Below are 22,820 nucleotides of genomic sequence, written 5' to 3' on the forward strand. Positions count from 1 at the left end.
GTTTCGAAATGCGAATCGCACCTGACCGGCTGACGAACAAGCAGCGAATTCCGATCAACGGGTTCGTTAAAGCCGCGGAGCCACTTTGCTACGAATCGGGATTCTTCGATTTCGTCACAATCATACAACTCTTTCACTGTGAATCGTATTTCGAGCCGTTCGCGGTCACAGTTCTCATATATGCTCTAAATATCTCTTGTGGAGGCGCCGCCGGTTCAGCTGGCCGGTGGCAAATTCCTTCATCATGACACCTTTCGTGCAGATTCCTTTTCTATATACACTGTTCGAGGAATCATATGCAAGCGATATTTCGTGTTGAGGATGTTCGGTTTAACCGGTTACTTCGTTTTTTTCGATGATGCCAGCAATACCAACGAAACTCGACGCGGATCACACTCCACGTTTACTCGACGTTGTTCATCAGTGAGTCGAATACAGTTCGCGAACCTGTCATAATTCAATCTATGATGTACTCGTGGATGGATTGCATTAACTCGGTTTGATTGGAGTATTTATTTTATTTCGAGACGGATCAATTCGTCCAAACGATGACCGTCGAAAAAGGCTTGTTTTTTTGAGCGTACAAGGACGTAATTCCGCTATTTGGTGCGTTCCGTTATCTGTTCGCAAGACATTGTCCGACATCCACAAAATTATTGTATGTAGTACAATGAAACACATGTATTATCAACGGCTTCAGGTAGGCCACCTGTCGCTAAAATTTCACGTATTTTTCGATTATGCTTGTCAGCTAGAAAATCGCCTTCATAATAACATTAATGAATGCGCATGAGAGTGCGCTTCCGCTTCATCAACGTTGGCGTATGCTTATGAAAATCAAAAAATTAAAATTGATGTTTAAAAAATCTCCTATTTTCCCTATATATTAAGTGCTCCTATCGTTACACGCGAAGGAGACCCGCTCAGTTCGTCCTGATCACACGACTGAAGCAAAGCTATTCAACGCAAAAACAATCGTCATTTTTTTCTGAACGTGCAGAAATCGAGCGAAAACGAGCGAATTCCTGCAAAAATCTATCAAAACGGGTGCATATCGTACTCTAATCGGCTGTAAACGGGCGAGACGTCGTCTGAGTGCCGCTGAGCCAACATGCATAAAACAACCAGACCCATCATACTAAAGGTACAAGTTAACGCGGTGCCGACGCCATTCTCGACGAGGTACCCGTTGTGAAGAGCGGGATTGCGGATCATAAATCCGGGGTATACAACAGGAACAAACGTTCCTTGTTTTTTCGAAGCCTAGAGGAGTGATTCATAATGATGCGATACGTCGACCTCGGAAACTTGAAATGGATTCCGTTCTTGATGCCGGAACACAAAGCAATGCTCAAACAGTATTATCGGGAAGTACATCAACTGAATGTCCCGAATTACGATGAGCGACTAAATCCACAAATTGAAAATGTACTGAATGATGCAATCTTTAATGGAGGACTCCTCCGGATCGTCGCGCATCGCAACGGAATCGAATTCAAATTCGATGCATACGTTGAGAAGCTCGACTACGAGGCGGATACCATCACGCTACGCAAGAGTAACTATCAAGAAGAAAAGTAAGGTTTGATCAGATGATCGGAGTATCTAAAGTATTCTAGTCACCCCGCTGCATACAAGGTTATTTCCCATAGACGCGGAATTCCTGTTTGCAATCGACAATGATTTTATCCGAATCGGAGAAGAAATTGTCGTAATCGGAGAAAAAACAAACAAAATTGTTGTTTTTCCACCGTGATATCGGGTAATATGACTATAGAAGGATACAGGTACTGTCCGGACCCGCCCAGGGGCAGCACGTCTAACGCGCTGAAAAACAATACTGAGGATCATCCCGGCTGGTGATTGTCCAGTCGTACCTTACGTTTAATTCTCGAGAGTGACTCTGCTGATGTGGGGTCACTCTTTTTGCGTAGAAATTAAACGAATTGAGGTCAATGATCATGACTAATGATAAATATTCGACGTTCAACCCGGACGTCACACTACAAGAACTCGCGCAAATGTACGAAGAATTGTTCGCGCGGAAAATCTATCAAATCGATATCGGTCACAAAAGCTCCCCGCTTCGCATCAAGTTTGACGAAGGTAACTTGAAGCATATGCTTGGCTTGCAACACATCATCCAGTCAAACGACAAGCCATATCGCGCGGAGAACCTGTACCGCAGCATGCTCGATGGCAGCTTCACGATGGAGATGCTCGAAGAGCTGGATGCACAGAAATCGAAGAAATGGATGATGCGAATTCAATGCTTCCAACTCTTGCCGGAACTTCTGAAGGAAGGAAAGTGTGGCTTGGGTACTTCGAAGGGAAGCATGCGTGACATCGAGTTCTTCTTCTTTGATCAGACGCTCGGGCATTACATCTACTTCGGGGTACGCAAGGAGAAAAATTCAGATTTTTACGCACCGGTAACGTTCTTCGAAAACAAGAGCACCTATCCGAAGCATGCAAGCGGAAAGCTTGTGAGCGTCAACGGACATACGATCATCGAACAGAACACAGAAATGGAAAAATGATATGTTATGGAGACGTCGATTCGGCGTCTCTTTACTTTTTATAGTGTGCTGATTATTAAGGATATATCGTCCCCCCCCCCCCGTTGCAGTTAAGTTGGAACTTTACACCTAAAGAGGTGAACGACAAATCTTATGTCTGGACATTATACGAATGTCTCTAAATAGGATGACCGTCGTCACTCTATCAACCTCGGCGAATCCTCTCTTTCATATTTGGATGAAGGGCGATCTGACACACAATCGACGATCATACATAGAGGATAATTGAAAAGCAAAAGCCCTAGATCCTAATGATCCAGGGCTGTTTTCGTGTGTCTTAATATGTAAGCGACCCAGCAATGATCAAACCGATCGAAATCGATAAGAAGAGGAGCAGCAAGCCGACTGCTTCGTTGTTCGCATCAATCTCTTTTGTCATGCTTAAACGTGGGATTAGTAAATCCGCGAGATAGAACAAGACGATTTGTAAGACGATTGCGAGTGCACCCCATAAGACCATATCGAGAATGCTGACGGAGTTCGAGATACTCGAATAGAGGACGATGGCAAGACCGAGAATACGTCCACCGAATGCATAAACGGCTGCTTTCTTACCATTACGGATTAATTCCAGTTCCTTTGATTTCGTCGTTACCTCGAACAGGACGACACCAATTGCAAGGAGTACGGTCGCGACACCGATATACGTAAGGGTCGAGAGGAATAAGTCACTGAATGTCATGTTGGTACCTCCATCATGATTTTTTATTTTTTTTGCGTTGTTCGTATGCGACATACAATTCAAGCAGTGCTCCGACGAGAATGCCTGCTGATACATACAAATAGAAGTTGTCACCAATGAATCCGAACACGAGTCCTAAGAGAAGACCGATCAGGATATAGGGACCTTTTGCTAACTTCATGCCAATCACCTACCTCTTCTTTAAAGGTAGCGGATTTCAGAGGTGGCGTCCATCGTTATTCTTGAAAGCTGACGGCAGATTCTGCATTAGGAGAAAACAGGACGACTTGATTCCGTCCTTGTTGCTTTGCCTGATAGAGGGCAGCATCCGCATCCAGTAGAAGATCGTCGATTTGTAGTGTCGTCTCATCGTACGCGGCTAAACCAAACGATGCTGTGAGCGGTAGCTCTGTCGTCGCTAGTCGGAACGGACTAGAAGCGATCCGTTCGCGTAATTGCTCTGCTAAAGGCAGAACTTCAGCAAGCGGAACACCCTCGAACAGGACTGAAAACTCCTCACCGCCGTTACGGGATAAATACCCGCTTTCTGCCACTCCGTCGCGCAGTCGATTGGCAAACTGTCGTAGCACTTCGTCGCCCGCTTCATGACCATACGTATCGTTGACGTGTTTAAAATGATCGATATCGATCGTCAATAATACGATGGACTGTTTGTTCAGGATCAATCGCTGTTTGACATCCGTGAAGTATTCATTGAAGGCGCGTGAATTATTTAATCCCGTCAAAAAGTCAAGTTGCGCTTTCTGACGAAGCATCCGTAGTGATTGTTTGGTCAACCGAATATCGCGGATGATCAGCAGGGCGAGCCAACTACTGACGAATGATGCAGGAATGACGACTGTCATCACTTCAAGTAGAAGAATCTGTTCCGGTAAGACGATCCACAAGACAAGAGCGTGTAAAGCCGTCGCGTAGAGCGTCACGAGTGTGAATGTTCGTTTTGCATAGGGTGGCATCTCGCGAACGATTAAGCTCGTTCCTAAAGCAACGGCGACGATAAAACCGAATGCGGTGAAGGCTGCTAAATTCGTTCCCAAACTGAAGCGATAGATGATGATTGCGATCGTCACGATCGTTGTCGGGATGACACCACCAAAGTAGGCAGCGACGACGACCGGAATATGGCGCAAATCGACCATGACGCCAGGCGCTGCTTCGATCGTCATCTGCATGAGTAGTAATGAGATGACACTTAAGGCAAGGCCATACAACACGCGGGTCAGCCGTGGGGAGTCACGGGTGATCGGGATTGGCGATAGTTTTCCGAGCAGATAGAAACCAGCCATTAATAGCGTCACGTTATGCAAGACGTCAAAAAGGATGCTTTTCATGAACTGTCCATCCTTTCAAATAAAAGTACGTTACTTAAAAGACATACGCCATAAAAGGACTAACTCCTGTTACTTGAAAAAATAATCTATCTGATACAATTGTGTCTATAATGTGAACTTATGATTTCTATAAGCTGTACTTATGGTTTTACGAAATGTAATTGACCTCCTCGACACTGCGTTGTTAAATGATGAAGAAGCGATATGAAAGCGTTTACTAAATTTGAAGGAGATCTACTTATGGAACTCGTCATCATTCTTCTTGCCTTATCCTTATTGATGTTCGTTGCCTATCGTGGTTTTTCGGTCATCCTATTTGCACCAATCTGTGCCTTGTTCGCTGTCTTACTGACGAACCCGGACTGGGTGTTACCTTTCTTCTCGAATATCTTCATGGAAAAGATGGTCGGCTTCATCAAAGCATACTTCCCGGTCTTCCTCCTCGGAGCGATTTTCGGAAAAGTCGTTGAGATGTCCGGTATCGCGGAGTCGATCGCGAAGACGATCATCCGCATGATTGGTGCGAAGCGTGCTATTCTTGCCATCGTCTTACTCGGCGCCATTCTTACATATAGCGGCGTCAGCCTGTTCGTTGTCGTGTTCGCAGTTTATCCGTTTGCAGCGAACTTGTTCCGCGAAGCGAATATCCCGAAACGCCTCATCCCAGGAACAATCGCCCTTGGTGCATTCACGTTCACGATGGATGCCTTACCAGGAACACCGCAGATTCAAAACGTCATCCCAACGACGTTCTTCAAAACGGATATCTACGCTGCCCCGATCATGGGAACAGTTGGTGGATTGTTCATCTTAGTCGTCGGGATGTGGTACCTCGAGTCACGCAAGAAAAAAGCGCATCAAGCGGGTGAAGGTTATGCTGGATTCGAAGCGACGGCGGCAAGTGCCGCACCGCAGATGGAGTTGAAGAACGAACCAGAAATGACGCTCGAAACGGATCGTCAACCAGTCTATCGGCAAGTCCTGGCTTTCGTGCCACTCGTCCTCGTTGCTGTCATGAACAAAGTCTTCACGCTTTCGATTCCGAAATGGTATCCGGAAGGATTTGATTTTTCAGCAATCGGTTTAGAGGCATTCGGAAAAATTGAGACACCCGCCGTTCTTGCGATTTGGTCCGTGCAAATGGCGTTGTTGATCGGAATTCTTGCAGCGATGCTGTATGACTTCCCGAAGATCAAGACGAATTTCCAAGCTGGTCTCAATGTCAGTATCGGTGGCGCGCTCTTAGCGGTCATGAATACAGGTGCTGAGTATGGTTTCGGAGGCGTCATCGCAGCATTACCAGGATTCAAGTCCGTCTCAAGCGGGATTTCAGAGACGTTCACGAACCCACTCGTCAACGGAGCTGTCACGACGACGACGCTTGCCGGTGTCACTGGTTCCGCATCGGGCGGGATGGGGATCGCGTTAAGTGCGATGTCGGATAAATACACGCAAGCGATCACATCAGGCGGCGTGCCACCGGAAGTCATGCACCGCGTCATCTCGATGGCGTCCGGCGGAATGGATACATTACCGCATAACGGTGCCGTCATCACGTTACTTGCCGTCACGGGACTGACACATCGTCAGTCGTATAAGGACATCTTCATGATTACGATCCTCAAGACAGTGACGGTCTTCTTGATGATCGGATTGTATAGCTTGACTGGATTGTATTAAGGATTTTAAAAGGGGGCATCATCAGATGAAACAGGGGAAAGTATACGCATCATTCGCGGAAGCAACAGCAGACATCTTTGACGGGGCGACGCTAGTCGTAGGGGGCTTCGGACTCTGCGGAATCCCGGAAAAATCCATTACGGCGTTACAAGAGAAGGGCGTCAAGGATTTGACGGTCGTCAGTAACAACTGTGGCGTCGATGATTTTGGACTCGGTTTGCTCTTGCAAACGCGACAAATTAAGAAGATGATTTCGTCGTATGTCGGGGAAAACAAAACGTTCGAACAACAGTACCTCAGTGGCGAGATTGAAGTCGATCTCGTCCCCCAAGGTACGCTAGCGGAACGAATCCGTGCTGGTGGTGCTGGTATTCCTGGTTTCTATACACCGACTGGCGTCGGGACACCGATTGCTGAAGGAAAGGAACAAAAGGAGTTTGACGGAAAAACGTATCTGCTCGAAGAAGGAATCGTCGGCGATTTTGCGATCGTCAAGGCATGGAAAGCGGATCGTCTCGGAAATCTCGTCTTCCGGAAGACGTCACGCAACTTTAACCCGATTGTCGCAACAGCCGGAAAAGTAACGATCGTCGAAGTCGAAGAACTCGTTGAAGTCGGCGAACTCGATCCGAACGAGATCCATACACCAGCCGTCTATGTCCAGCGCATCGTCGTCGGAACGGATTATGAAAAACGCATCGAACGCCGGACTGTCCGGGAAGCTTGAGGAGGAAATCGATATGAAAACGACACGAGAGATCATCATTGAACGCGCACTTCAGGAAATTGAAGACGGGATGTACGTCAATCTCGGGATCGGGATTCCGACATTGATCGCCAATGCGATTCCGGACGACATGCATGTCATGCTGCAATCCGAAAACGGATTGCTTGGTATCGGACCGTATCCACTCGATCATGAGGTCGATGCCGACGAGATCAATGCCGGCAAAGAGACAGTCACGGCACAATCCGGAGCTTCTTACTTCGACAGTGCCGAATCATTCGCGATGATTCGCGGTGGGCATATCGATCTCGCGATCCTCGGCGGGATGGAAGTCGATCAGAACGGTGACCTTGCGAACTGGATGATTCCGGGCAAGATGGTCAAAGGCATGGGCGGAGCGATGGATCTCGTCAACGGAGCGAAACGCGTCGTCATCATCATGGAACATGTCAACAAACACGGCGAATCGAAAGTCAAACAGGCGTGTACTTTGCCGTTGACAGGACGCGCTGTCGTCAACCGTCTGATCACGGACCGGGCAGTCTTTGATTTCACACCGGACGGGATGGTCTTGATCGAGACGCTGAATGGTCATACGGTCGAAGACGTCAAACAAGTCACGGAAGCACGATTTACGGTCAGTCCGGAACTCGAGCGCGTGACGGTAGGGGAGTGAAGCAGATGGTCCAAGGAGATATCGTACTCGTCACAGGTGCAGGGAGCGGAATTGGTCTAGAAATCTCAAAGGCGTTTGCTGCGGCAGGAGCGAAGGTCGTCGTCACGGACGTCCGCGCAGAAGCAGCAGAAGAGGCTGCGGCAACGATTCGCGGAGCCGGTCATGAAGCAGTCGGGATGACGCTCAACGTCACCGATGAAGCACAGGTCGAAGCGGTCTTGAAGCAAACGGTCGAACAGTTCGGACGACTCGACGTCTTGATCAACAACGCTGGTCTTCAGCACGTCTCACCAATTGAAGAGTTTCCGACGGAGAAATTCGAGTTGATGATCAAGATCATGTTGACGGCACCGTTCATCGCCATCAAACATGCCTTTCCGATCATGAAGGAACAAGGTTACGGACGGATTCTCAACATGGCATCGATCAATGGTTTGATTGGCTTTGCTGGGAAGGCGGCGTATAACTCGGCGAAACATGGATTGCTCGGTCTAACGAAGGTCGCAGCCCTTGAAGGAGCGGAACACGGAATCACCGTCAACGCGATTTGCCCGGGGTATGTCGATACACCGCTCGTCCGAAATCAGATGGAAGACTTGGCAAAGACGCGTCACGTTGAACTCGAAAAAGTACTGGAAGAAGTCATCTATCCGCTCGTTCCGCAAAAACGGTTGCTCGCCGTCGAAGAAATCGCGGATTATGCGTTGTTCCTCGCGAGCCGCAAAGCAAAAGGGATCACCGGACAAGCAAACGTACTCGATGGAGGATATACAATTCAATAAGGAGATGGAGCAGATGAGTGAAGCAGTCGTCATCGTCAGTGCGACGCGCACGGCGATCGGGAATTTCAATGGAAGTTTGAAGGACATCAAAGCAACGGAACTCGGAGCGACAGTCATCCGCGCGGCACTTGAAAAAGCAGGTGTCGCAGGAAATCACGTCGATGAAGTCTTTTTTGGTAACGTCCTCTCAGCAGGACTTGGTCAAAATCCAGCACGACAGGCGGCACTCGCTGCCGGCTTACCGGAGACATGTCCAGCGATGACCGTTAACAAGGTCTGCGGATCCGGTCTCTCAGCCGTCCATCTCGCGTATCAGGCGATCAAGTCAGGTGAAGCCGATGTCATCGTTGCCGGTGGGATGGAAAACATGAGTCAGGCGCCGTATGTCCTCGCGGGCGCACGGTCTGGACTGAAGATGGGTGACCAACCGCTCGTCGATACGATCATTCAGGATGGGCTCGAGTGTGCGTTTAATGACTATCACATGGGAATCACGGCAGAAAATTTAGCCGACGCCTATGAACTCTCCCGCGAAGCCCAGGATCAGTTCGCGGCGACAAGTCAGCAAAAAGCGCAGACGGCATTAGCGGAAGAACGGTTCGTCTCGGAGATTACGCCAGTGTTGATTCCACAACGAAAAGGCGATCCAATTCGTTTTGAACAAGATGAGTTTCCGCGAGCGGGCACGTCTATCGAAACACTCAGTCGTTTGCGCCCGGCGTTCAAGAAGGACGGAACGGTCACGGCAGGCAATGCATCTGGCATCAATGACGGAGCTGCTGCGCTCGTCATCATGTCCGCGACAAAGGCAAAAGAACTCGGTGTGACTCCACTCGTTGAGATCGTTGCGAACGGAACGTCCGGCGTCGACCCGAGCATCATGGGGATTGGTCCCGTTCAAGCGGTCCAGAAGGCACTCGATAAAGCGGGACTGACGCTTGAGGAGATCGATGTCATCGAAGCGAACGAAGCGTTCGCGGCACAATCTCTCGCGGTCGATGCGGAGCTACAGTTCCCGCATGAGAAGCTCAACCGAAACGGCGGTGCAATCGCGCTCGGTCATCCGATCGGTGCGAGCGGGGCGCGGATTCTCGTTACGCTGATCCATGAACTCGAGCGGACGGGTGAGACGCATGGTCTTGCGACGTTATGCGTCGGGGGCGGTCAAGGGGTAGCGACGATCGTCAAAAAATACGAAGGTTAACTAATAAAGCACGAGACGAAGGAGATGCAAGCTCCCGTTGTCTCGTGCTTTCATGTTTTTAGCGAATCGTTAACATGTCTTTGTAACTGCTTTTTTCAAGAATTTGCACAGAGGACATCCGTGACCATTCCTTCAAGGAAATCTCGGGATGTTGTTTCACGAAGTCGGAGACAATCATGTAGCCGAGTCTGTATTTCGTGAACGATGGAATTTGTTTTTCGTAATTTCCAAAGAATAGATCATCCGTCGTCAATTGTTCCGCATTCAGCTCTGAAATCACATGCTCTAAGGTGTGGTCAAGTAAAGGGGCAATCGCTTCCGATGATTCCACTGGATATAGCTTGTGGGCAAAGAATTCCGCTTTTCCTTCGAGGACGATGTAATCAAGCATTGTTGCACGATTCGGTTCATCGAGGGCAACGGTATGATGGTACTCATGCGCCGTCGTATTGCGTAATGATTTTTCCGAAAAATCCTTCAAGAAGAATAGACTCATTGAATTGTTTCCTTGAGCGACACCGCTGACACCACCATAACGTTTGGCATCATCATGCTCGAGTGGTGTCGTCGGGGAGACGAAGACGACGAGCTTCTCATCTCGTGGAAGTTGTTTCATCGAAGTCAGGAGACTGGACTTGATTTGCTTCATGATGCGCTGATGGTGTTTTTTCAAATATGTATTCATCTGTTTTAAGTCCTTGATGTTTTCCGATGGCTGTTCATAGAGGCTAGGAACGGGCATGGCTTGGAGCTGTTCTTTTTTGATGACGCTATTTTTAGCAACCAATACATATTTTTTAAATAGTGCCTCATTGTCCTCTGGACGTTTCGAAACCGCTTGAATTTGACACTCCCACGATTTAAACCGTGGGATTCTGAAGTGCTTGTGCGAGCGCAGTCCATTTCTGTTTTGCTCAAGCCTTCAGATGAGGGTGTGCCACCACCCCTCCCGAGACAGACCGTATAGGTTCTCAGGCTGATTGACTGTTACCGTCAACCACAGGTCGTTGCAGGTGTGTCCACCTGATGTGTTAGCGTCTTTTGCGTGACGACAGGCATCGTTTTACCAGTCACATGTTTTCGTGACCGAACCGTATACGATTTTCAAGGTGCGATGGACACAGGCGTTTTAGAGACTTGTACTTATCTATGCGGTAGATATACCCGAACGTCGGATATGAAAACATCCGAACTCACTTTCATCCCATGCCTAAAGGCGGGCTATGCCCGATATGGGCTTTCCCGTTCGTAAATTCTGTAATCGTCATACGCCTTATACAAAGGAACGATTTGAATCTCTTGTTTCTCATGCGTAAACGAGATGTCATACGTCTTCGGTTTTTCGGCAGCGGGGGAACAACTGGCAAGTAAAAGGGTGGCGCTAAGAAAATAGATTGATTTCATGAAAATACCTCCTGTTTAATTATCCATATATTTACTTTCTCTAAAGGATACAATTCTCCTACTCCGTCAGATGAACTTATGAATCCGGTTTCATGCTTCGACGCGCAGACGTAACAAATTCTATAGATTGTAGCTCCACCAAACTTTCTGCATAATTTTCAGAATATTCTCCAGATAAACTCCTAGCACGAGCTCTTAAACGTATGGTATCCTTTCGAACGAAGTACTTCATCTGCTTAGGGAGCGAGATGAAGTCGATCATCATCAGTGGGGGTTTATTATGTCTAAAACTGTTCCAACATCATTTATCATTGTCATCGGCATGATGCTCTTCGCCTTATTCTTCGGGGCAGGAAATCTCATCTTTCCGCCGATGCTCGGACAGCTCGCAGGGGAGCATGTCTGGGTCGCCAATGCCGGCTTCCTCGTCACCGGTGTCGGTCTACCATTGCTTGCGATTCTCGCATTCGCGTTTTCAGGGGAACGCGATCTACAAGCGATGGCGTCACGCGTTCATCCTATGTTCGGAATCGGCTTCTCGGTCATCTTGTATCTTGCGATCGGACCATTCTTCGCGATTCCTCGTGCCGGAACGGTTTCGTATGAGATCGGAATCAAGCCATTCTTCAGCGAATCGACGAGCCACTGGCCGTTGCTCATCTTCACAGTCTTGTTTTACACGGTTGCGTGTCTCTTATCATTGAATCCGACGAAAATTGTCGATGTCGTCGGGAAAGTCCTGACACCGATTAAGATCACGTTCATCGGTCTGTTGATCGTCGTCGCTGTTCTGCATCCGATTGGAAGTTTTCAGAATCCTTTGAAGACATATCAATCGAATGCCTTCTTTAACGGTTTCCAAGAAGGATATATGACGCTCGATGCGCTCGGTGCCTTCGTCTTCGGGATCATCATCATCGCAGCGATCAAGGAAAAAGGTGTCACATCGAAGCGGCAGTTGCTGTTGATTTGTACGAAAGCATCATTGATTGCAGCAGCCTTGCTAGCAATCACGTACACGGCGCTTGCCTTCATGGGCGCTTCGAGTGTCTCGGAAATCGGACAACTGGCGAATGGCGCAGAAATCTTGTCGGCTGTGTCGGATCATTACTTCGGTGAATACGGTGCGCTCTTACTCGGTCTGATGATCACAGTCGCTTGTATGACGACAAGTGTCGGCTTGATCACGGCCTGTGCATCGTTCTTCTCGGCACTCGTGCCAAAAATCTCGTACGTCAAATGGACGATTGGTTTATCGGTCTTCAGCGCACTCGTCGCGAACATCGGTCTGAACCAATTGCTCGCCGTCTCAAAACCAGTCTTGATGACGCTTTATCCACTGGCGATCTGTCTCATCTTCTTGACGTTCTTGCATCCACTCTTTAAAGGCAAACCAGCCGTTTATCAAGGGGCGCTGTGGATGACATTCCTCATCAGCTTGTTTGATGGATTAAAGACAGCAGGGATCAACGTCTCAGCTGTCAAGGACGTGTTCGACGTAGTATTACCGTTTGCTTCCGTCAGTCTCGGGTGGGTCGTTCCAGCGATCATTGGTGGAGTGATCGGAGCAGTCGTTGGTAAGAAAACAGCGGAGACACACTCGTCGTCGCGTGTGGCTTAAGTTGTCATGTATAAAAGGAAGCGGATTTTTGATCGCATGATCAAAGTCCGCTTTTTTTGTTCACGCGATTGTGGGTTTAAGCAGAAGCGGAAAAGGCAATTCCTCTATTGTATGTCATTGACCATCGTGTCCCTTACAGAAAGGATGTTGAAACATGTCAGAACGTGTCTTCATTAGTCCCTCGAAGTATGTCCAAGGAAAGGATGTCATTGACCGGCTCGGTACATATGTGAGCCCGTTCGGTGAAAAAGCGCTCGTCATCGCGGATGATGTCGTCTGGAAAATCGTCAAGGAACGTGTTGAGCATTCGTTGTCCGGCGAAAACGTCGGCATCGAGAAAGCGGATTTCAGTGGCGAAGCCTCGCGGCATGAAGTGAAACGAATCGCTGAGCAAGCACAAGCAGCAGATGTCCGATTCGTCATGGGTGTGGGAGGCGGAAAGACGCTCGATACGGCAAAAGCCGTCTCGGATGAGCTGAACGTCTCCGTCGTCATTGTCCCGACGCTTGCTTCGACCGACGCACCGACGAGTGCCTTGTCCGTCATCTATTCCGACGAAGGGATTTTCGAAAGTTATCGTTTCTATAAGAAGAATCCCGATCTCGTTCTCGTCGATACAAAATTGATCGCCCAAGCGCCGGCGCGCTTCTTCGCGTCCGGAATCGCTGATGCCCTCGCGACGTGGGTTGAGGTCCGGAGTGTCGTCGCTTTTGGTGGACAAACGATGGCAGGGGGACGACCGACGATTGCGGCACAAGCAATCGCCAAACGCTGTGAGGAAGTCTTGTTCGAGCATGGTCGCTTGGCGTATGAATCCGTTCAAGCGCAAGTCGTCACACCGGCACTTGAAGCCGTTGTCGAGGCGAATACGCTCTTAAGTGGACTCGGTTTCGAGAGTGGTGGGCTAGCTGCAGCGCATGCGATCCATAACGGTTTTACGGCGCTTGACGGTGAGATTCACCACTTGACGCACGGGGAGAAGGTTGCCTTTGGTACACTCGTTCAACTGGCGCTCGAAGAACATCCACAAGAAGAAATCGAGCGGTACATCGCGCTCTACACGGATCTTGGCTTACCGGTGACGCTCGAAGACGTCAAGCTGAAAGATGCGTCGCGTGAAGATATCGTCAAGGTCGGCGAGGCAGCGACTGCTGAAGGCGAGACAATCCACAGCGGTTTCAACGTCACAGCGGACGAAGTCGCGGATGCGATCATCGCAGCTGACCGCTATTCGAAAGCGTATCTAGCGAAACATGCTTCTTCCTGATTGATGCGTTTAAATCCGCTTCCTCTACCGAGAGGAAGCGGATTTTTTATGGGCTTTCGTCGAATGACGCTTGAATTCTTCTTAAAAACACGCTATCGTTATAAAACGTAATGATTACGATTTAATTCAGATAAAGGAGTTTTTGTGATGACGGATCGATATGAATGGGTGATTGTTGGCGGAGGAATTCATGGAATGACGGTATTCAATGCCTTACGTAAAAAAGGAATCGATCGGGAGATGATACGGATCATCGACCGTCATCGGCAACCATTGATGAACTGGCGTAAACAAACCGAACGGATCGGCATGCCTTACCTACGTTCAACTCGGGTGCACCACACTTCGATGAATCCGACGAGTCTCAGGCATCATGCTGAAGAACAGGATTATACACATCAAGCCTTCAAGGATACATACGGGCGACCATCCTTGGAATTATTCAACGACCATGCCCTTCAATTGGCGCAACGAAATGAAGTGGAGGCGAGTTGGGTCCAAGGGGAAGTCACAGGACTAAGACGAGAAAGCGGAAAGTGGATCGTCTCGACAGACGAAAGCGAGTTACGAGCAAACCGTGTCGTTCTCGCCCTCGGACAATCGGAGCATCACGTCATGCCAGAGTGGGCGAAATCGGCGCGTCACGTTTTCTTATCGAAGCACGATACACCACCGGTCGTCATCATTGGAGGTGGAATCAGTGCCTTGCATCATACGATTCAATGTGCCGAGCGCTATCCTGGACAGGTGACCCTCCTTTCACGACGTCCGCTCGAAAAAAGTGCATTCGATGCGGATCGGAAGTTCATGGGACCAAAAGGATTGACGCCATTCAAGTCCTTGTCGGCTAGCGAAAAACGAGCGTTGATCGTACAGGAGCGTCGCCCCGGAACGGCAACACAAGACTTGATTCAACGTGTCCGTCATCTGATTCGAGAAGGAATCATCAGTCATGTGATTGGTGAAGTCGAGCAGGAAATCGGAAGCGGAGTGAAGCTGACAGATGGTCGCATCATCACCGCTGAATCGATTATTTGCGCAACGGGTATCCGTCCGATGGTCGTCGAAGGATCTTGGCTTGAAGCGGTACAGCAAGAGTTGAATCTGCCATTGTCTCCTTGCCGGACACCGTTATTAGATGAAGAAACCTTTGAATGGGGAGAGAACTTATTCGCGACAGGCAGCCTTGCTGACTTGACGGTCGGACCGTTCGCTCGGTCGATTTACGGGGGACAAGCCGCAGCACGTGCGATCGCCTCGACGATTGAAGAGGAGCAGACTTCACTTGCTTCCGTCTAAAAGGATAAAAAAAGGCCCGACCATATGACGTCATTGATGAGTCATGTGGTCGGACCTTTTTTTTAGAGGTAATCGAGTGGATTGACGCTGCTGCCAGCTGATGTTGCGCTGTAGACGTACGATCCCTTATGAAGTTCAAAATGTAAATGTGTTCCGAAGGCGTTACCTGTCTCACCGACTGTACCAACTTTTTGACCTTGCGCGACGGTTTGACCGACCGAGACGGAGCGACTATTCATATGTGCATACAGACTGATGAACGGCGATCCGTTGACAGTGTGTGAGACCATGACATAGTTACCATATGCCCCTTTGTACTGGGAAGTGATAACCTTACCGCTTGCTGTCGCATAAACTGGAGTGCCTTTTGCTGCACCATAATCGATGCCGTTATGGAACGTATAGCCGTAAGCACCGCTTGCCTTACCGTAACCTTGCGTGATTGGACCACTCGTTGGTGTCGTGAAGTTTTTTGACGTAGAGGCTTTTGATGCGCCACTGCTGTTTGTTAGTGTCAGGACGGCGTATTTCGAGACGTAGTCAGCATGAACGAATCGTTTGTCGCCACCGTACAAGAACTTGACCCAGTCACCCGTACGACCGAGGTAACGGAACGTTTCGCCTTTGTCGATACTTCCGACGACTGTGCTGCTCGTCGAACTACTGCTACGAACGCGGAGATTATCAACGTTTGCTTTAATCTTATAGATCCGTGTTACAGAATATTTTTTTACATATGTAGAAGAGACATAGACTTTTTTTGAACCGTAGAGGATTTTCGTCCAGTTTCCTGTCCGACCGAGATACTTGTATGTATCACCTTTTTCAAAGCTCGTGACCGTACCGTAAGACGTTGAAGGACCAGTTCGAGCACGTAAGCCGTCTTCCATGACCTTTACCTTATAGAACGTCGTTGCTGCATCCGCACGTGGGATGGCAAACGAAGCAACACTCGCCACAGCGATCGCTGTCGCTGAGACACCTTTCCAAAAACCATGCATGATTCATTCCTCCTGAGTATGTAATCTGTGTGACCAAACCGTTATGTAAATTTCATAGATGAGTATAACATTTACGAAAATGTTTAATTGTTACATTCACATTTCGATATTATTTCAATAAATTATATTAAACAGACTTAATTTTATCTATTTACCAATTGTCGATGAATTCCTTTGACAAGATTGGATGGAATTGGATAAGATGAAATGCCATATGAATAACAAAAAAGGTACCCCGTATGAGGTACCTTGAAATGCTTATAAGAAAGCGAGTGGGTTGACACTGCTTGCTGCTGAAGAACCGCTGTAGACATAGTTTCCACGGTGGATTTCGAAGTGTAAGTGTGATCCAGAAGAGTTACCAGTGCTCCCGACAGCTCCAATGTTTGCGCCTTTCGGGATCGATTGACCGACGAAGACAGAACGTTTGCTTAAGTGAGCATACACCGTTGTGTACGAAATACCGTTCACTTTATGTTCGACCATGACATGGTTACCATAAGCTCCCTGATATGACGACTTGATGACTTTTCCGGCAGCGGCTGCTTTAACTGGTGTTCCAGTAGGTGCTCCGAAATCGATTCCGTTATGGAACGTGTAGCCGTATTTCCCGCTAGCATTTCCGTAGCCTTGTGTGATTGATCCGCTTGTTGGACGCATGAATCCAGTAGACGAAGAGAATGATGCTTTTTTCGCTGATTTACTAGAAGCGCTATACTTCTTGACGTAACCAGAATAGACGAAGCGTTTTTCGCCTTTATGCATGATCTTCGTCCAGTTCCCTGTCCGACCGAGGTATTTGAATGTTTGACCCGCATTGACGCCGTCGACGATGCGGTGTTTTAACGATGGACCAGTCCGGACGCGGAGTCCGTCTGCTTTGATTTTAACTTTATACGATGAGCCAGAAGAGGCTTCAACCTTACCTGTACCCGTAGCTGCAAAACCTGAAACAACGAGGGCGCTCATTGCTAACGTCGTGATTGTTCGTTTCATGAATGTTCCTCCTAAGTTGAATATCTAGTGTTGTCGTCGGAATGACATCTATAGAAGTGGATGCGTTTAGTGTGTGTTGAAGTGAGTGATGCGGTCATTTGACTAACGAGAGTATAGCATTCAAACATCAGACGGTTGTGTTTCAATTTGATTGCTTAAATATATTCTAATAACAATTGTTGTAATATTGAATACATATTCAATCTCAAAATCCCTTAAAATCAAGATGAATTCGTGTTACAACGAGATGAATTTGATGACAAAACGCAATCGTGGGAAATGATGAGAAAGTATGGGAATCTAATAAGAAGAGAGTAGGTAATGGGATGGATTTGACGTTTACAGTAAATCAAAAAAAGCTTAACATTCGCGCAGTGGCGCTGTTGATTCAAGATGGACATCTCTTGATTCATCGTCAAGGAGAAGATGATTTTTGGTCATTACCGGGAGGGCGTGTTCAGTTCGGTGAGAGTGGTGCCAAAGCAATTGCACGTGAATTGGTAGAAGAATTAGGACAGTCGATCGAGCCACCGGTCTTCCGTTTCCTGCATGAAAATTTCTTTGGGTACGCTGATCACGAGTTTCATGAACTAGGAATGTTTTATGAAGTCGTTTGCAAAAAACCGCTGCCTTTATTAACAGAGGATTTTTACGGTCCAGAAGGTGAAGGGTTGACGTATCGCTTCGTTCCGTTCAACAAACTGGATCAGTATACATTGTATCCAAGCGAACTATCAAACATGCTCCAAACGAATGTATTCCCGACACTGTTGACGAATGACATCTGACTTTTCCAGAAAAACGTTTATAGATGTATCGCAAGGGAATGGTTAATCATGTAGTTCATTCCAACAGTGATAAGGGAGCTGATCGTTCATGAGAGAAGAACAGTTCGAAGCGATGCATCAAGAAGCACGAGGGCAGACGCAGGAACAACAACCCGGTGTCGAGTATGCCATGAAACCAGAACCGATTTACGATGATCCGGACTATGTCGGTTCAGGAAAACTGACGGGGAAGGTCGCGCTGATCACGGGCGGGGATAGTGGAATCGGTCGTGCCGTTGCTGTCGCTTATGCGAAAGAAGGGGCAAACGTCGCGATCGTTTACTTAAATGAGGGGAAAGACGCGGAAAAGACGAAATCGTTGATTGAAGGCTACGGGGTCAAAGCCTTAAAAATCGCAAAAGATGTCAGTCAACCGGAAAATGCACAAGAGATCATCGATACGGTCATTGCGGAATTCGGTCAATTGAACATTGTCGTCAATAATGCCGGGAAACAATTCCCGCAGGATGATTTTCTTTCGATTACACCAGATCAATTGAAGGAAACGTTCGAGACGAATGTCTTTTCGATGTTCTATTTGATTCAAGCGGCGCTTCCGCATTTGCATAAAGAAGATGCAATCATCAATACCTCATCGGTGACGGCTTATCGTGGGGCACCGACGTTGATCGATTACTCAGCCACAAAAGGGGCAATTACGACATTAACACGTTCACTCGCCTCGAGCTTGATTGAGAAGGGAATCCGCGTTAATGCCGTCGCACCCGGTCCGATTTGGACGCCACTCATTCCGGCGACGTTCTCGAAGGAGAAAGTCGAGTCGCATGGGGAAGATACATTAATGAAACGCCGGGGACAACCGTCGGAAAATGCACCGGCTTATGTCTATCTGGCTTCTCGCGATTCAAGTTACATCACGGGTCAGACGATTCATATCAATGGCGGCGATTACATCACGTCTTAAGGGGGAGATCAAGATGAAGAAAAATCCGAATGAAGTGCCAGAACGCGAACCGGATCATCAACCGGATGAGATACCGCAGACACCACCGAGTGAGGTGCCAGATACGCCACAGGAAGACCCGGTCCGTCAACCGGAACCGGATACGTTCCCAGAACCGACTGAGATTCCGGATACACCGCAGGAGGATCCGAATCCCTATTAATGAGTGAAGTGACCACTATCCAAAATTGGATGGTGGTTTTTTCGTGATAAAGAAGACAAACTATCTTGACAGTCAAACTGTATGGTGAGTATGATACAGAAGAGAAGTGTATTATTGTTTTAATACATTAAACAAAAAAGGGAGGTCTACCGATGCAGTTCGACCAAAGAAGCCCGGTGTATCTGCAGGTCGTCCGTTGGTTCAAACAACGAATCGCGACCGAGGAATTGCAAAGCGGGCAAGAGATCCCGTCCCGCCGCGAAATCGCCGCACAGCTCGGAATCAATCCGAATACCGCACAAAAAGCATACAAAGAGATGGAGGAGCAGCAATTGATTACGACAGAACGGAATGTCCCGAGTAAGATTACACGCGATCCACAAGTTGTCCAAAAAGTACGTGCTGAGATGCTGGAAGAAGCCGTCTCTGAATTCATCGATGCCGTCAAAGCGATTCAAATTCCACTCGACGAGGTCGTCTCGAAGATCGAGACGGTGTATCAGGAAACGGAACGGAGGAAGATCGATGCTTGAAGTCCATGGCTTACAAAAGAAATACGGTAAAAAACCAGTTCTTCAAGGCGTCTCGTTTTCCGTTCCAATGGATCAATTGACGTGTCTGATTGGACTAAACGGTGAGGGGAAATCGACGATCCTGAAGGCAATCGCAGGTCTTGTCCCGGTTAACGCGGGAACAGTTCTCATCGATGGCGAGATCAACCGAAATAAGATTGCCTTTGTTCCGGATATCCAGACGATGCCCGGCTACATGACGGTTGGTGATGCGCTGACGTACATGGCGGATTATTATTCCGACTGGAACCCGGCGACAGCGGATGAGCTAATGCGGATCTTCCAGCTACTCTCGACAGATAAGATCACGGACTTATCAAAAGGGAACCAAGCGAAGGTCAGCTTGATCCTCGGTTTCGCTCTCGATCGTCCGTACTTATTACTCGACGAACCATTCGCTGGGATCGATCTGTTTACGAAGGAACAGATTGCAGGATTATTCTCGAGTCACTTCATGGAAGGACGCGGCATCCTGATGACGACACACGAAATTCAGGAAATCGAGCACTTGATCGATCGAGTCGTCTTCTTACAGGACGGTCGAATCATCGATGAACATGAGACGGAAGAGATGCGAGAACTGTACGGGAAGTCGGTTCAGGACCGGATGCGGGAGGTCTATTTGCGATGAAACAATACATACAATTGACGAATGAAGAGATCAAACGGAGTTTTAAGCTTTATATAATCGCCGTGCTTGTGATGGCAGCGATTGAGCTGGTATCGGTCGTTGTAAACGTCAAACTACATGAGCGCAGAATCGAAGATTACTTGAAGGCGAATACTGCTACTTTGTATGACGCATTCAATGACATTGGAAAAATTTCGTTCATTGATACAACCTCCTTTTTCAGTTACATGACATTGATTGGTATGGCGTTAGTCGTTATTTATACAATTCAGATTTGGTACCGGGATTGGGTTGGTGAAACGAAATATATCTATCGTTTATTGATGCTTCCAGGAAATCGAGCAAGCATTTTCTTCTCGAAGTGGACGACATTACTTTTGATCATCACGAGTTTTCTCGGTATCCAGTGGTGTTTGATCCAATTCGGAAATCTATTATTTAATTGGTCTGTCCGAGTTGACTATCTGGATAAAGACAGTCATCGCACACTAGGAAGTACGTTAGGCGAACTCTTTTCGTTGAATTTGACGAATTTATTTGTAATTCTTTCAATATCGATGTTTATCGTGAGTTTTATATTCCTTCTTGTTTTAATCGAACGTTCTTACCGTAAATGGACTGGTCTTCTGAGAATGGGAGTCGAGATTTTCATCGTGGTTATTTTTACTGTGACAGGTCTTTATTTCTTAGAGCAAACTAAATTATTGTTGAACTCAGAAAAGACGCTTGTATTGATTGGGTTGTTCGTCCTCTATTTTGCTTATGTGATTTGGAGAAGTCTACGTTTATTAAAATGGAAAATTACGGTTTAAGGAGGACACTATGCGTTCGATAAAATATGTTTTACTTTTAGGCGTCATCTCTATCGTGTCTTTAGGAATTTATGTGGGACAAGTACTTTCGTTCGATAAGACGAAATTCGTCGTTGAAACAAAAAAAGGTGATCCAAACGAAGAAGTCGTCCGAAACATGCAACTTAGTCTTAGTGAGTGGGGACAAAATCCGAATGAATATAGTATTTCGATGAATGGGGATATGACGAAGGATAGTCAAACAATACTTTCGTTACTTTTTTATAATGAATCTAATTGGACCGATGCTCCACGATCGTTCCAACAATTTGCTTGGAAGAATGATACACATGTGTTTACAAAAGATTCGATTACATATGGAATCAATAGATTAAGCGAAAATAAACTTGAACTTCAGTATTGGAATGCGCAGACTAAGAAATTGACGAGCACAACGATTAAGCTGCCTGAAGATCAAATGAATAAACAGTTACGTTTTTCTCCGTTTCAACGAACAAAGGACAAGTTACTCATTGATGCGACCCCTCTTAATAGACAGATTGAAAGAGAATATATCTACCAAATCGATTTAAAAAAGAAAACGATAACTAAAATCAAATTACCTGACCGTTTAGGAAAAGGTGATACGATTCGATCGTTATACAATGGAAAAATGATTGTCGATCAATTAAAAGAATTGGAATATCCTGATGATTTTTTGTCTGAAACCGTCGTAAAGGATGGTCAACAAACAAAAGTATTAAAAGAATTCGATCAAGTCAACGAATCAAATGTCATAAATGATGGTAAATATTATCTAGGACTTCTTGAAATCTCTCTGAAACCATCGAGTAAGAAAAAGTTAAGATGGTTAATCTATGATGTTGAGTCAGAGCGACTAATTACCAAAACGATTAACCTCGAATCTCCTACATTAGAAGAAGATTTTTCCCATACGAGCTTTACTGTAGATCACGACCATATCTATTTCGCTTATCGAACGAAAAAAGATGAGGTCAAATCATTGGTGATCAATCCGGTGACATCTGAAATCGTTTACGAAGCTAATATTCAGAAACAAGGTTCGAAAAATAACATTTATCTAAATGAAGTCGTAACAAATTAATAAAAGTAACCAATTTCTACACATCACTTGAAACCTACCGTTTTCTTCCAACGTATAAAGACTATACGAAGGGGGGACTGACATGCAATTCTTGATTTTTGTCGTTTTCGCAGGTGCCATGTATTGGTTCTACTACAACTTCTTACTCGGGTATCGTAAGAAGAACATCACGCTGACGTTCGATGATCGGTTTTATTCACTCGACGAACATGTCTCAGCCATCGAACAAAAGCTCGCAACGGATGGGCACTCGGCACGTTATCTCGGTGACCGTCGTTTCGAAGTTGATGGCAAACCCTATCTGTTCCTCGAGCGGACAGTCTCAGTCGGCGGGGTTCCGACACAGCAGACGATTCTCGAGCAACAAAAAAAATAACTCTCCCGCGTATGAACTGAACCAAAAAAGTTAGACAATAAATAATTTGTCAGGCGACCTTGAGGACCTGAGTCCGGTATTCCACCGGGCTCAGGTTTTT

Annotated in this window: 25 protein-coding genes; 18 read left to right on the forward strand and 7 right to left on the reverse strand. The window is 47.0% G+C overall.

Annotated elements, in window-relative coordinates; all coding sequences use genetic code 11:
• Positions 1 to 1,281 precede the first annotated feature (1,281 nt).
• Together KNQ15_RS11475 and KNQ15_RS11480 are read left to right on the forward strand one after the other, a co-directional pair.
• Complete coding sequence (locus tag KNQ15_RS11475) at positions 1,282 to 1,581, forward strand: YolD-like family protein (RefSeq protein WP_214729558.1); 300 nt, start codon at positions 1,282 to 1,284, stop codon at positions 1,579 to 1,581.
• Between the two features lie 380 nt (positions 1,582 to 1,961).
• Positions 1,962 to 2,540 (forward strand): PBECR4 domain-containing protein, encoded by a 579-nt coding sequence (locus KNQ15_RS11480; protein ID WP_214729560.1) that lies wholly within the window; start codon positions 1,962 to 1,964, stop codon positions 2,538 to 2,540.
• Between the two features lie 316 nt (positions 2,541 to 2,856).
• Here KNQ15_RS11480 and KNQ15_RS11485 read toward each other — a convergent pair whose 3' ends face one another.
• From KNQ15_RS11485 to KNQ15_RS11495, 3 genes are read right to left on the reverse strand one after another with little or no spacing between them, the layout of a single operon-like run.
• Positions 2,857 to 3,261, reverse strand: coding sequence for a DUF350 domain-containing protein (locus KNQ15_RS11485; RefSeq protein ID WP_214729562.1), 405 nt, complete (start codon positions 3,259 to 3,261; stop codon positions 2,857 to 2,859).
• Between the two features lie 13 nt (positions 3,262 to 3,274).
• Positions 3,275 to 3,442 (reverse strand): hypothetical protein, encoded by a 168-nt coding sequence (locus KNQ15_RS11490; protein WP_214729564.1) that lies wholly within the window; start codon positions 3,440 to 3,442, stop codon positions 3,275 to 3,277.
• Positions 3,443 to 3,497: 55 nt separating this feature from the next.
• On the reverse strand, positions 3,498 to 4,613 hold the full coding sequence (locus KNQ15_RS11495; RefSeq protein WP_214729566.1) for a GGDEF domain-containing protein: 1,116 nt from the start codon (positions 4,611 to 4,613) through the stop codon (positions 3,498 to 3,500).
• Positions 4,614 to 4,853: 240 nt separating this feature from the next.
• Between KNQ15_RS11495 and KNQ15_RS11500 the strand changes: the two genes are divergently transcribed.
• The 5 genes from KNQ15_RS11500 to KNQ15_RS11520 are packed head-to-tail and all read left to right on the forward strand — an operon-like array spanning position 4,854 to position 9,682.
• Positions 4,854 to 6,293 carry a GntP family permease gene (locus KNQ15_RS11500; RefSeq protein ID WP_035398062.1) on the forward strand — a complete coding sequence of 480 codons (1,440 nt, stop codon included), beginning with the start codon at positions 4,854 to 4,856 and terminating at the stop codon, positions 6,291 to 6,293.
• A 25-nt stretch (positions 6,294 to 6,318) separates the two neighbouring features.
• A complete protein-coding gene (locus KNQ15_RS11505; protein ID WP_029341303.1) occupies positions 6,319 to 7,020 on the forward strand; it encodes a CoA transferase subunit A in 702 nt (233 codons plus the stop codon).
• A gap of 13 nt (positions 7,021 to 7,033) precedes the next feature.
• Positions 7,034 to 7,696, forward strand: coding sequence for a 3-oxoacid CoA-transferase subunit B (locus tag KNQ15_RS11510; RefSeq protein ID WP_064300169.1), 663 nt, complete (start codon positions 7,034 to 7,036; stop codon positions 7,694 to 7,696).
• Between the two features lie 5 nt (positions 7,697 to 7,701).
• Positions 7,702 to 8,478 carry a 3-hydroxybutyrate dehydrogenase gene (locus tag KNQ15_RS11515; RefSeq protein ID WP_214729568.1) on the forward strand — a complete coding sequence of 259 codons (777 nt, stop codon included), beginning with the start codon at positions 7,702 to 7,704 and terminating at the stop codon, positions 8,476 to 8,478.
• 13 nt (positions 8,479 to 8,491) lie between these two features.
• A complete protein-coding gene (locus KNQ15_RS11520; RefSeq protein WP_214729570.1) occupies positions 8,492 to 9,682 on the forward strand; it encodes an acetyl-CoA C-acetyltransferase in 1,191 nt (396 codons plus the stop codon).
• Between the two features lie 58 nt (positions 9,683 to 9,740).
• On the opposite strand, the gene KNQ15_RS11525 is transcribed toward KNQ15_RS11520, so the two are convergent.
• Positions 9,741 to 10,367 carry a DUF2268 domain-containing putative Zn-dependent protease gene (locus KNQ15_RS11525; RefSeq protein ID WP_214729572.1) on the reverse strand — a complete coding sequence of 209 codons (627 nt, stop codon included), beginning with the start codon at positions 10,365 to 10,367 and terminating at the stop codon, positions 9,741 to 9,743.
• Between the two features lie 536 nt (positions 10,368 to 10,903).
• The gene (locus KNQ15_RS11530) at positions 10,904 to 11,086 is read right to left on the reverse strand and encodes a hypothetical protein (protein ID WP_214729574.1); all 183 of its coding nucleotides are present in this window, start codon (positions 11,084 to 11,086) and stop codon (positions 10,904 to 10,906) included.
• Between the two features lie 280 nt (positions 11,087 to 11,366).
• Here KNQ15_RS11530 and brnQ point away from each other — a divergent pair, with 280 nt between their 5' ends.
• The 3 genes from brnQ (at position 11,367) to KNQ15_RS11545 (ending at position 15,273) form a co-directional block, all read left to right on the forward strand.
• Positions 11,367 to 12,707: a branched-chain amino acid transport system II carrier protein gene (gene brnQ, locus KNQ15_RS11535; protein ID WP_214729576.1), complete on the forward strand. Its 1,341-nt coding sequence runs from the start codon at positions 11,367 to 11,369 to the stop codon at positions 12,705 to 12,707.
• Positions 12,708 to 12,861: 154 nt separating this feature from the next.
• A complete protein-coding gene (locus tag KNQ15_RS11540) occupies positions 12,862 to 13,974 on the forward strand; it encodes a glycerol dehydrogenase (protein ID WP_023467840.1) in 1,113 nt (370 codons plus the stop codon).
• Between the two features lie 147 nt (positions 13,975 to 14,121).
• Complete coding sequence (locus tag KNQ15_RS11545) at positions 14,122 to 15,273, forward strand: FAD/NAD(P)-binding protein (RefSeq protein ID WP_214729578.1); 1,152 nt, start codon at positions 14,122 to 14,124, stop codon at positions 15,271 to 15,273.
• A 62-nt stretch (positions 15,274 to 15,335) separates the two neighbouring features.
• On the opposite strand, the gene KNQ15_RS11550 is transcribed toward KNQ15_RS11545, so the two are convergent.
• The gene (locus KNQ15_RS11550; RefSeq protein WP_214729580.1) at positions 15,336 to 16,274 is read right to left on the reverse strand and encodes a peptidoglycan DD-metalloendopeptidase family protein; all 939 of its coding nucleotides are present in this window, start codon (positions 16,272 to 16,274) and stop codon (positions 15,336 to 15,338) included.
• Positions 16,275 to 16,532: 258 nt separating this feature from the next.
• A complete protein-coding gene (locus KNQ15_RS11555) occupies positions 16,533 to 17,270 on the reverse strand; it encodes a peptidoglycan DD-metalloendopeptidase family protein (RefSeq protein WP_214729582.1) in 738 nt (245 codons plus the stop codon).
• A 326-nt stretch (positions 17,271 to 17,596) separates the two neighbouring features.
• Between KNQ15_RS11555 and KNQ15_RS11560 the strand changes: the two genes are divergently transcribed.
• From KNQ15_RS11560 to KNQ15_RS11595, 8 genes are all read left to right on the forward strand, one after another.
• Positions 17,597 to 18,058: an NUDIX hydrolase gene (locus KNQ15_RS11560; protein ID WP_214729583.1), complete on the forward strand. Its 462-nt coding sequence runs from the start codon at positions 17,597 to 17,599 to the stop codon at positions 18,056 to 18,058.
• An 88-nt stretch (positions 18,059 to 18,146) separates the two neighbouring features.
• Positions 18,147 to 19,022, forward strand: a complete 876-nt coding sequence (locus tag KNQ15_RS11565) for an SDR family oxidoreductase (RefSeq protein WP_029341323.1) — start codon at positions 18,147 to 18,149, stop codon at positions 19,020 to 19,022.
• 13 nt (positions 19,023 to 19,035) lie between these two features.
• Positions 19,036 to 19,224 (forward strand): hypothetical protein, encoded by a 189-nt coding sequence (locus tag KNQ15_RS11570; protein ID WP_029341324.1) that lies wholly within the window; start codon positions 19,036 to 19,038, stop codon positions 19,222 to 19,224.
• A 152-nt stretch (positions 19,225 to 19,376) separates the two neighbouring features.
• Positions 19,377 to 19,757 carry a GntR family transcriptional regulator gene (locus tag KNQ15_RS11575; RefSeq protein ID WP_029341325.1) on the forward strand — a complete coding sequence of 127 codons (381 nt, stop codon included), beginning with the start codon at positions 19,377 to 19,379 and terminating at the stop codon, positions 19,755 to 19,757.
• On the forward strand, positions 19,750 to 20,427 hold the full coding sequence (locus KNQ15_RS11580; RefSeq protein WP_029341326.1) for an ATP-binding cassette domain-containing protein: 678 nt from the start codon (positions 19,750 to 19,752) through the stop codon (positions 20,425 to 20,427). Before KNQ15_RS11575 ends, KNQ15_RS11580 begins: the two co-directional genes overlap by 8 nt.
• Positions 20,424 to 21,239 (forward strand): hypothetical protein, encoded by an 816-nt coding sequence (locus KNQ15_RS11585; RefSeq protein WP_047396088.1) that lies wholly within the window; start codon positions 20,424 to 20,426, stop codon positions 21,237 to 21,239. Before KNQ15_RS11580 ends, KNQ15_RS11585 begins: the two co-directional genes overlap by 4 nt.
• A gap of 10 nt (positions 21,240 to 21,249) precedes the next feature.
• On the forward strand, positions 21,250 to 22,344 hold the full coding sequence (locus KNQ15_RS11590) for a hypothetical protein (RefSeq protein WP_029341328.1): 1,095 nt from the start codon (positions 21,250 to 21,252) through the stop codon (positions 22,342 to 22,344).
• A gap of 82 nt (positions 22,345 to 22,426) precedes the next feature.
• Positions 22,427 to 22,720, forward strand: coding sequence for a hypothetical protein (locus KNQ15_RS11595; protein WP_047396084.1), 294 nt, complete (start codon positions 22,427 to 22,429; stop codon positions 22,718 to 22,720).
• Positions 22,721 to 22,820: the final 100 nt, after the last annotated feature.

It is taken from the genome of Exiguobacterium sp. s168, assembly GCF_018619035.1.
GTDB lineage: Bacteria > Bacillota > Bacilli > Exiguobacteriales > Exiguobacteriaceae > Exiguobacterium_A > Exiguobacterium_A acetylicum.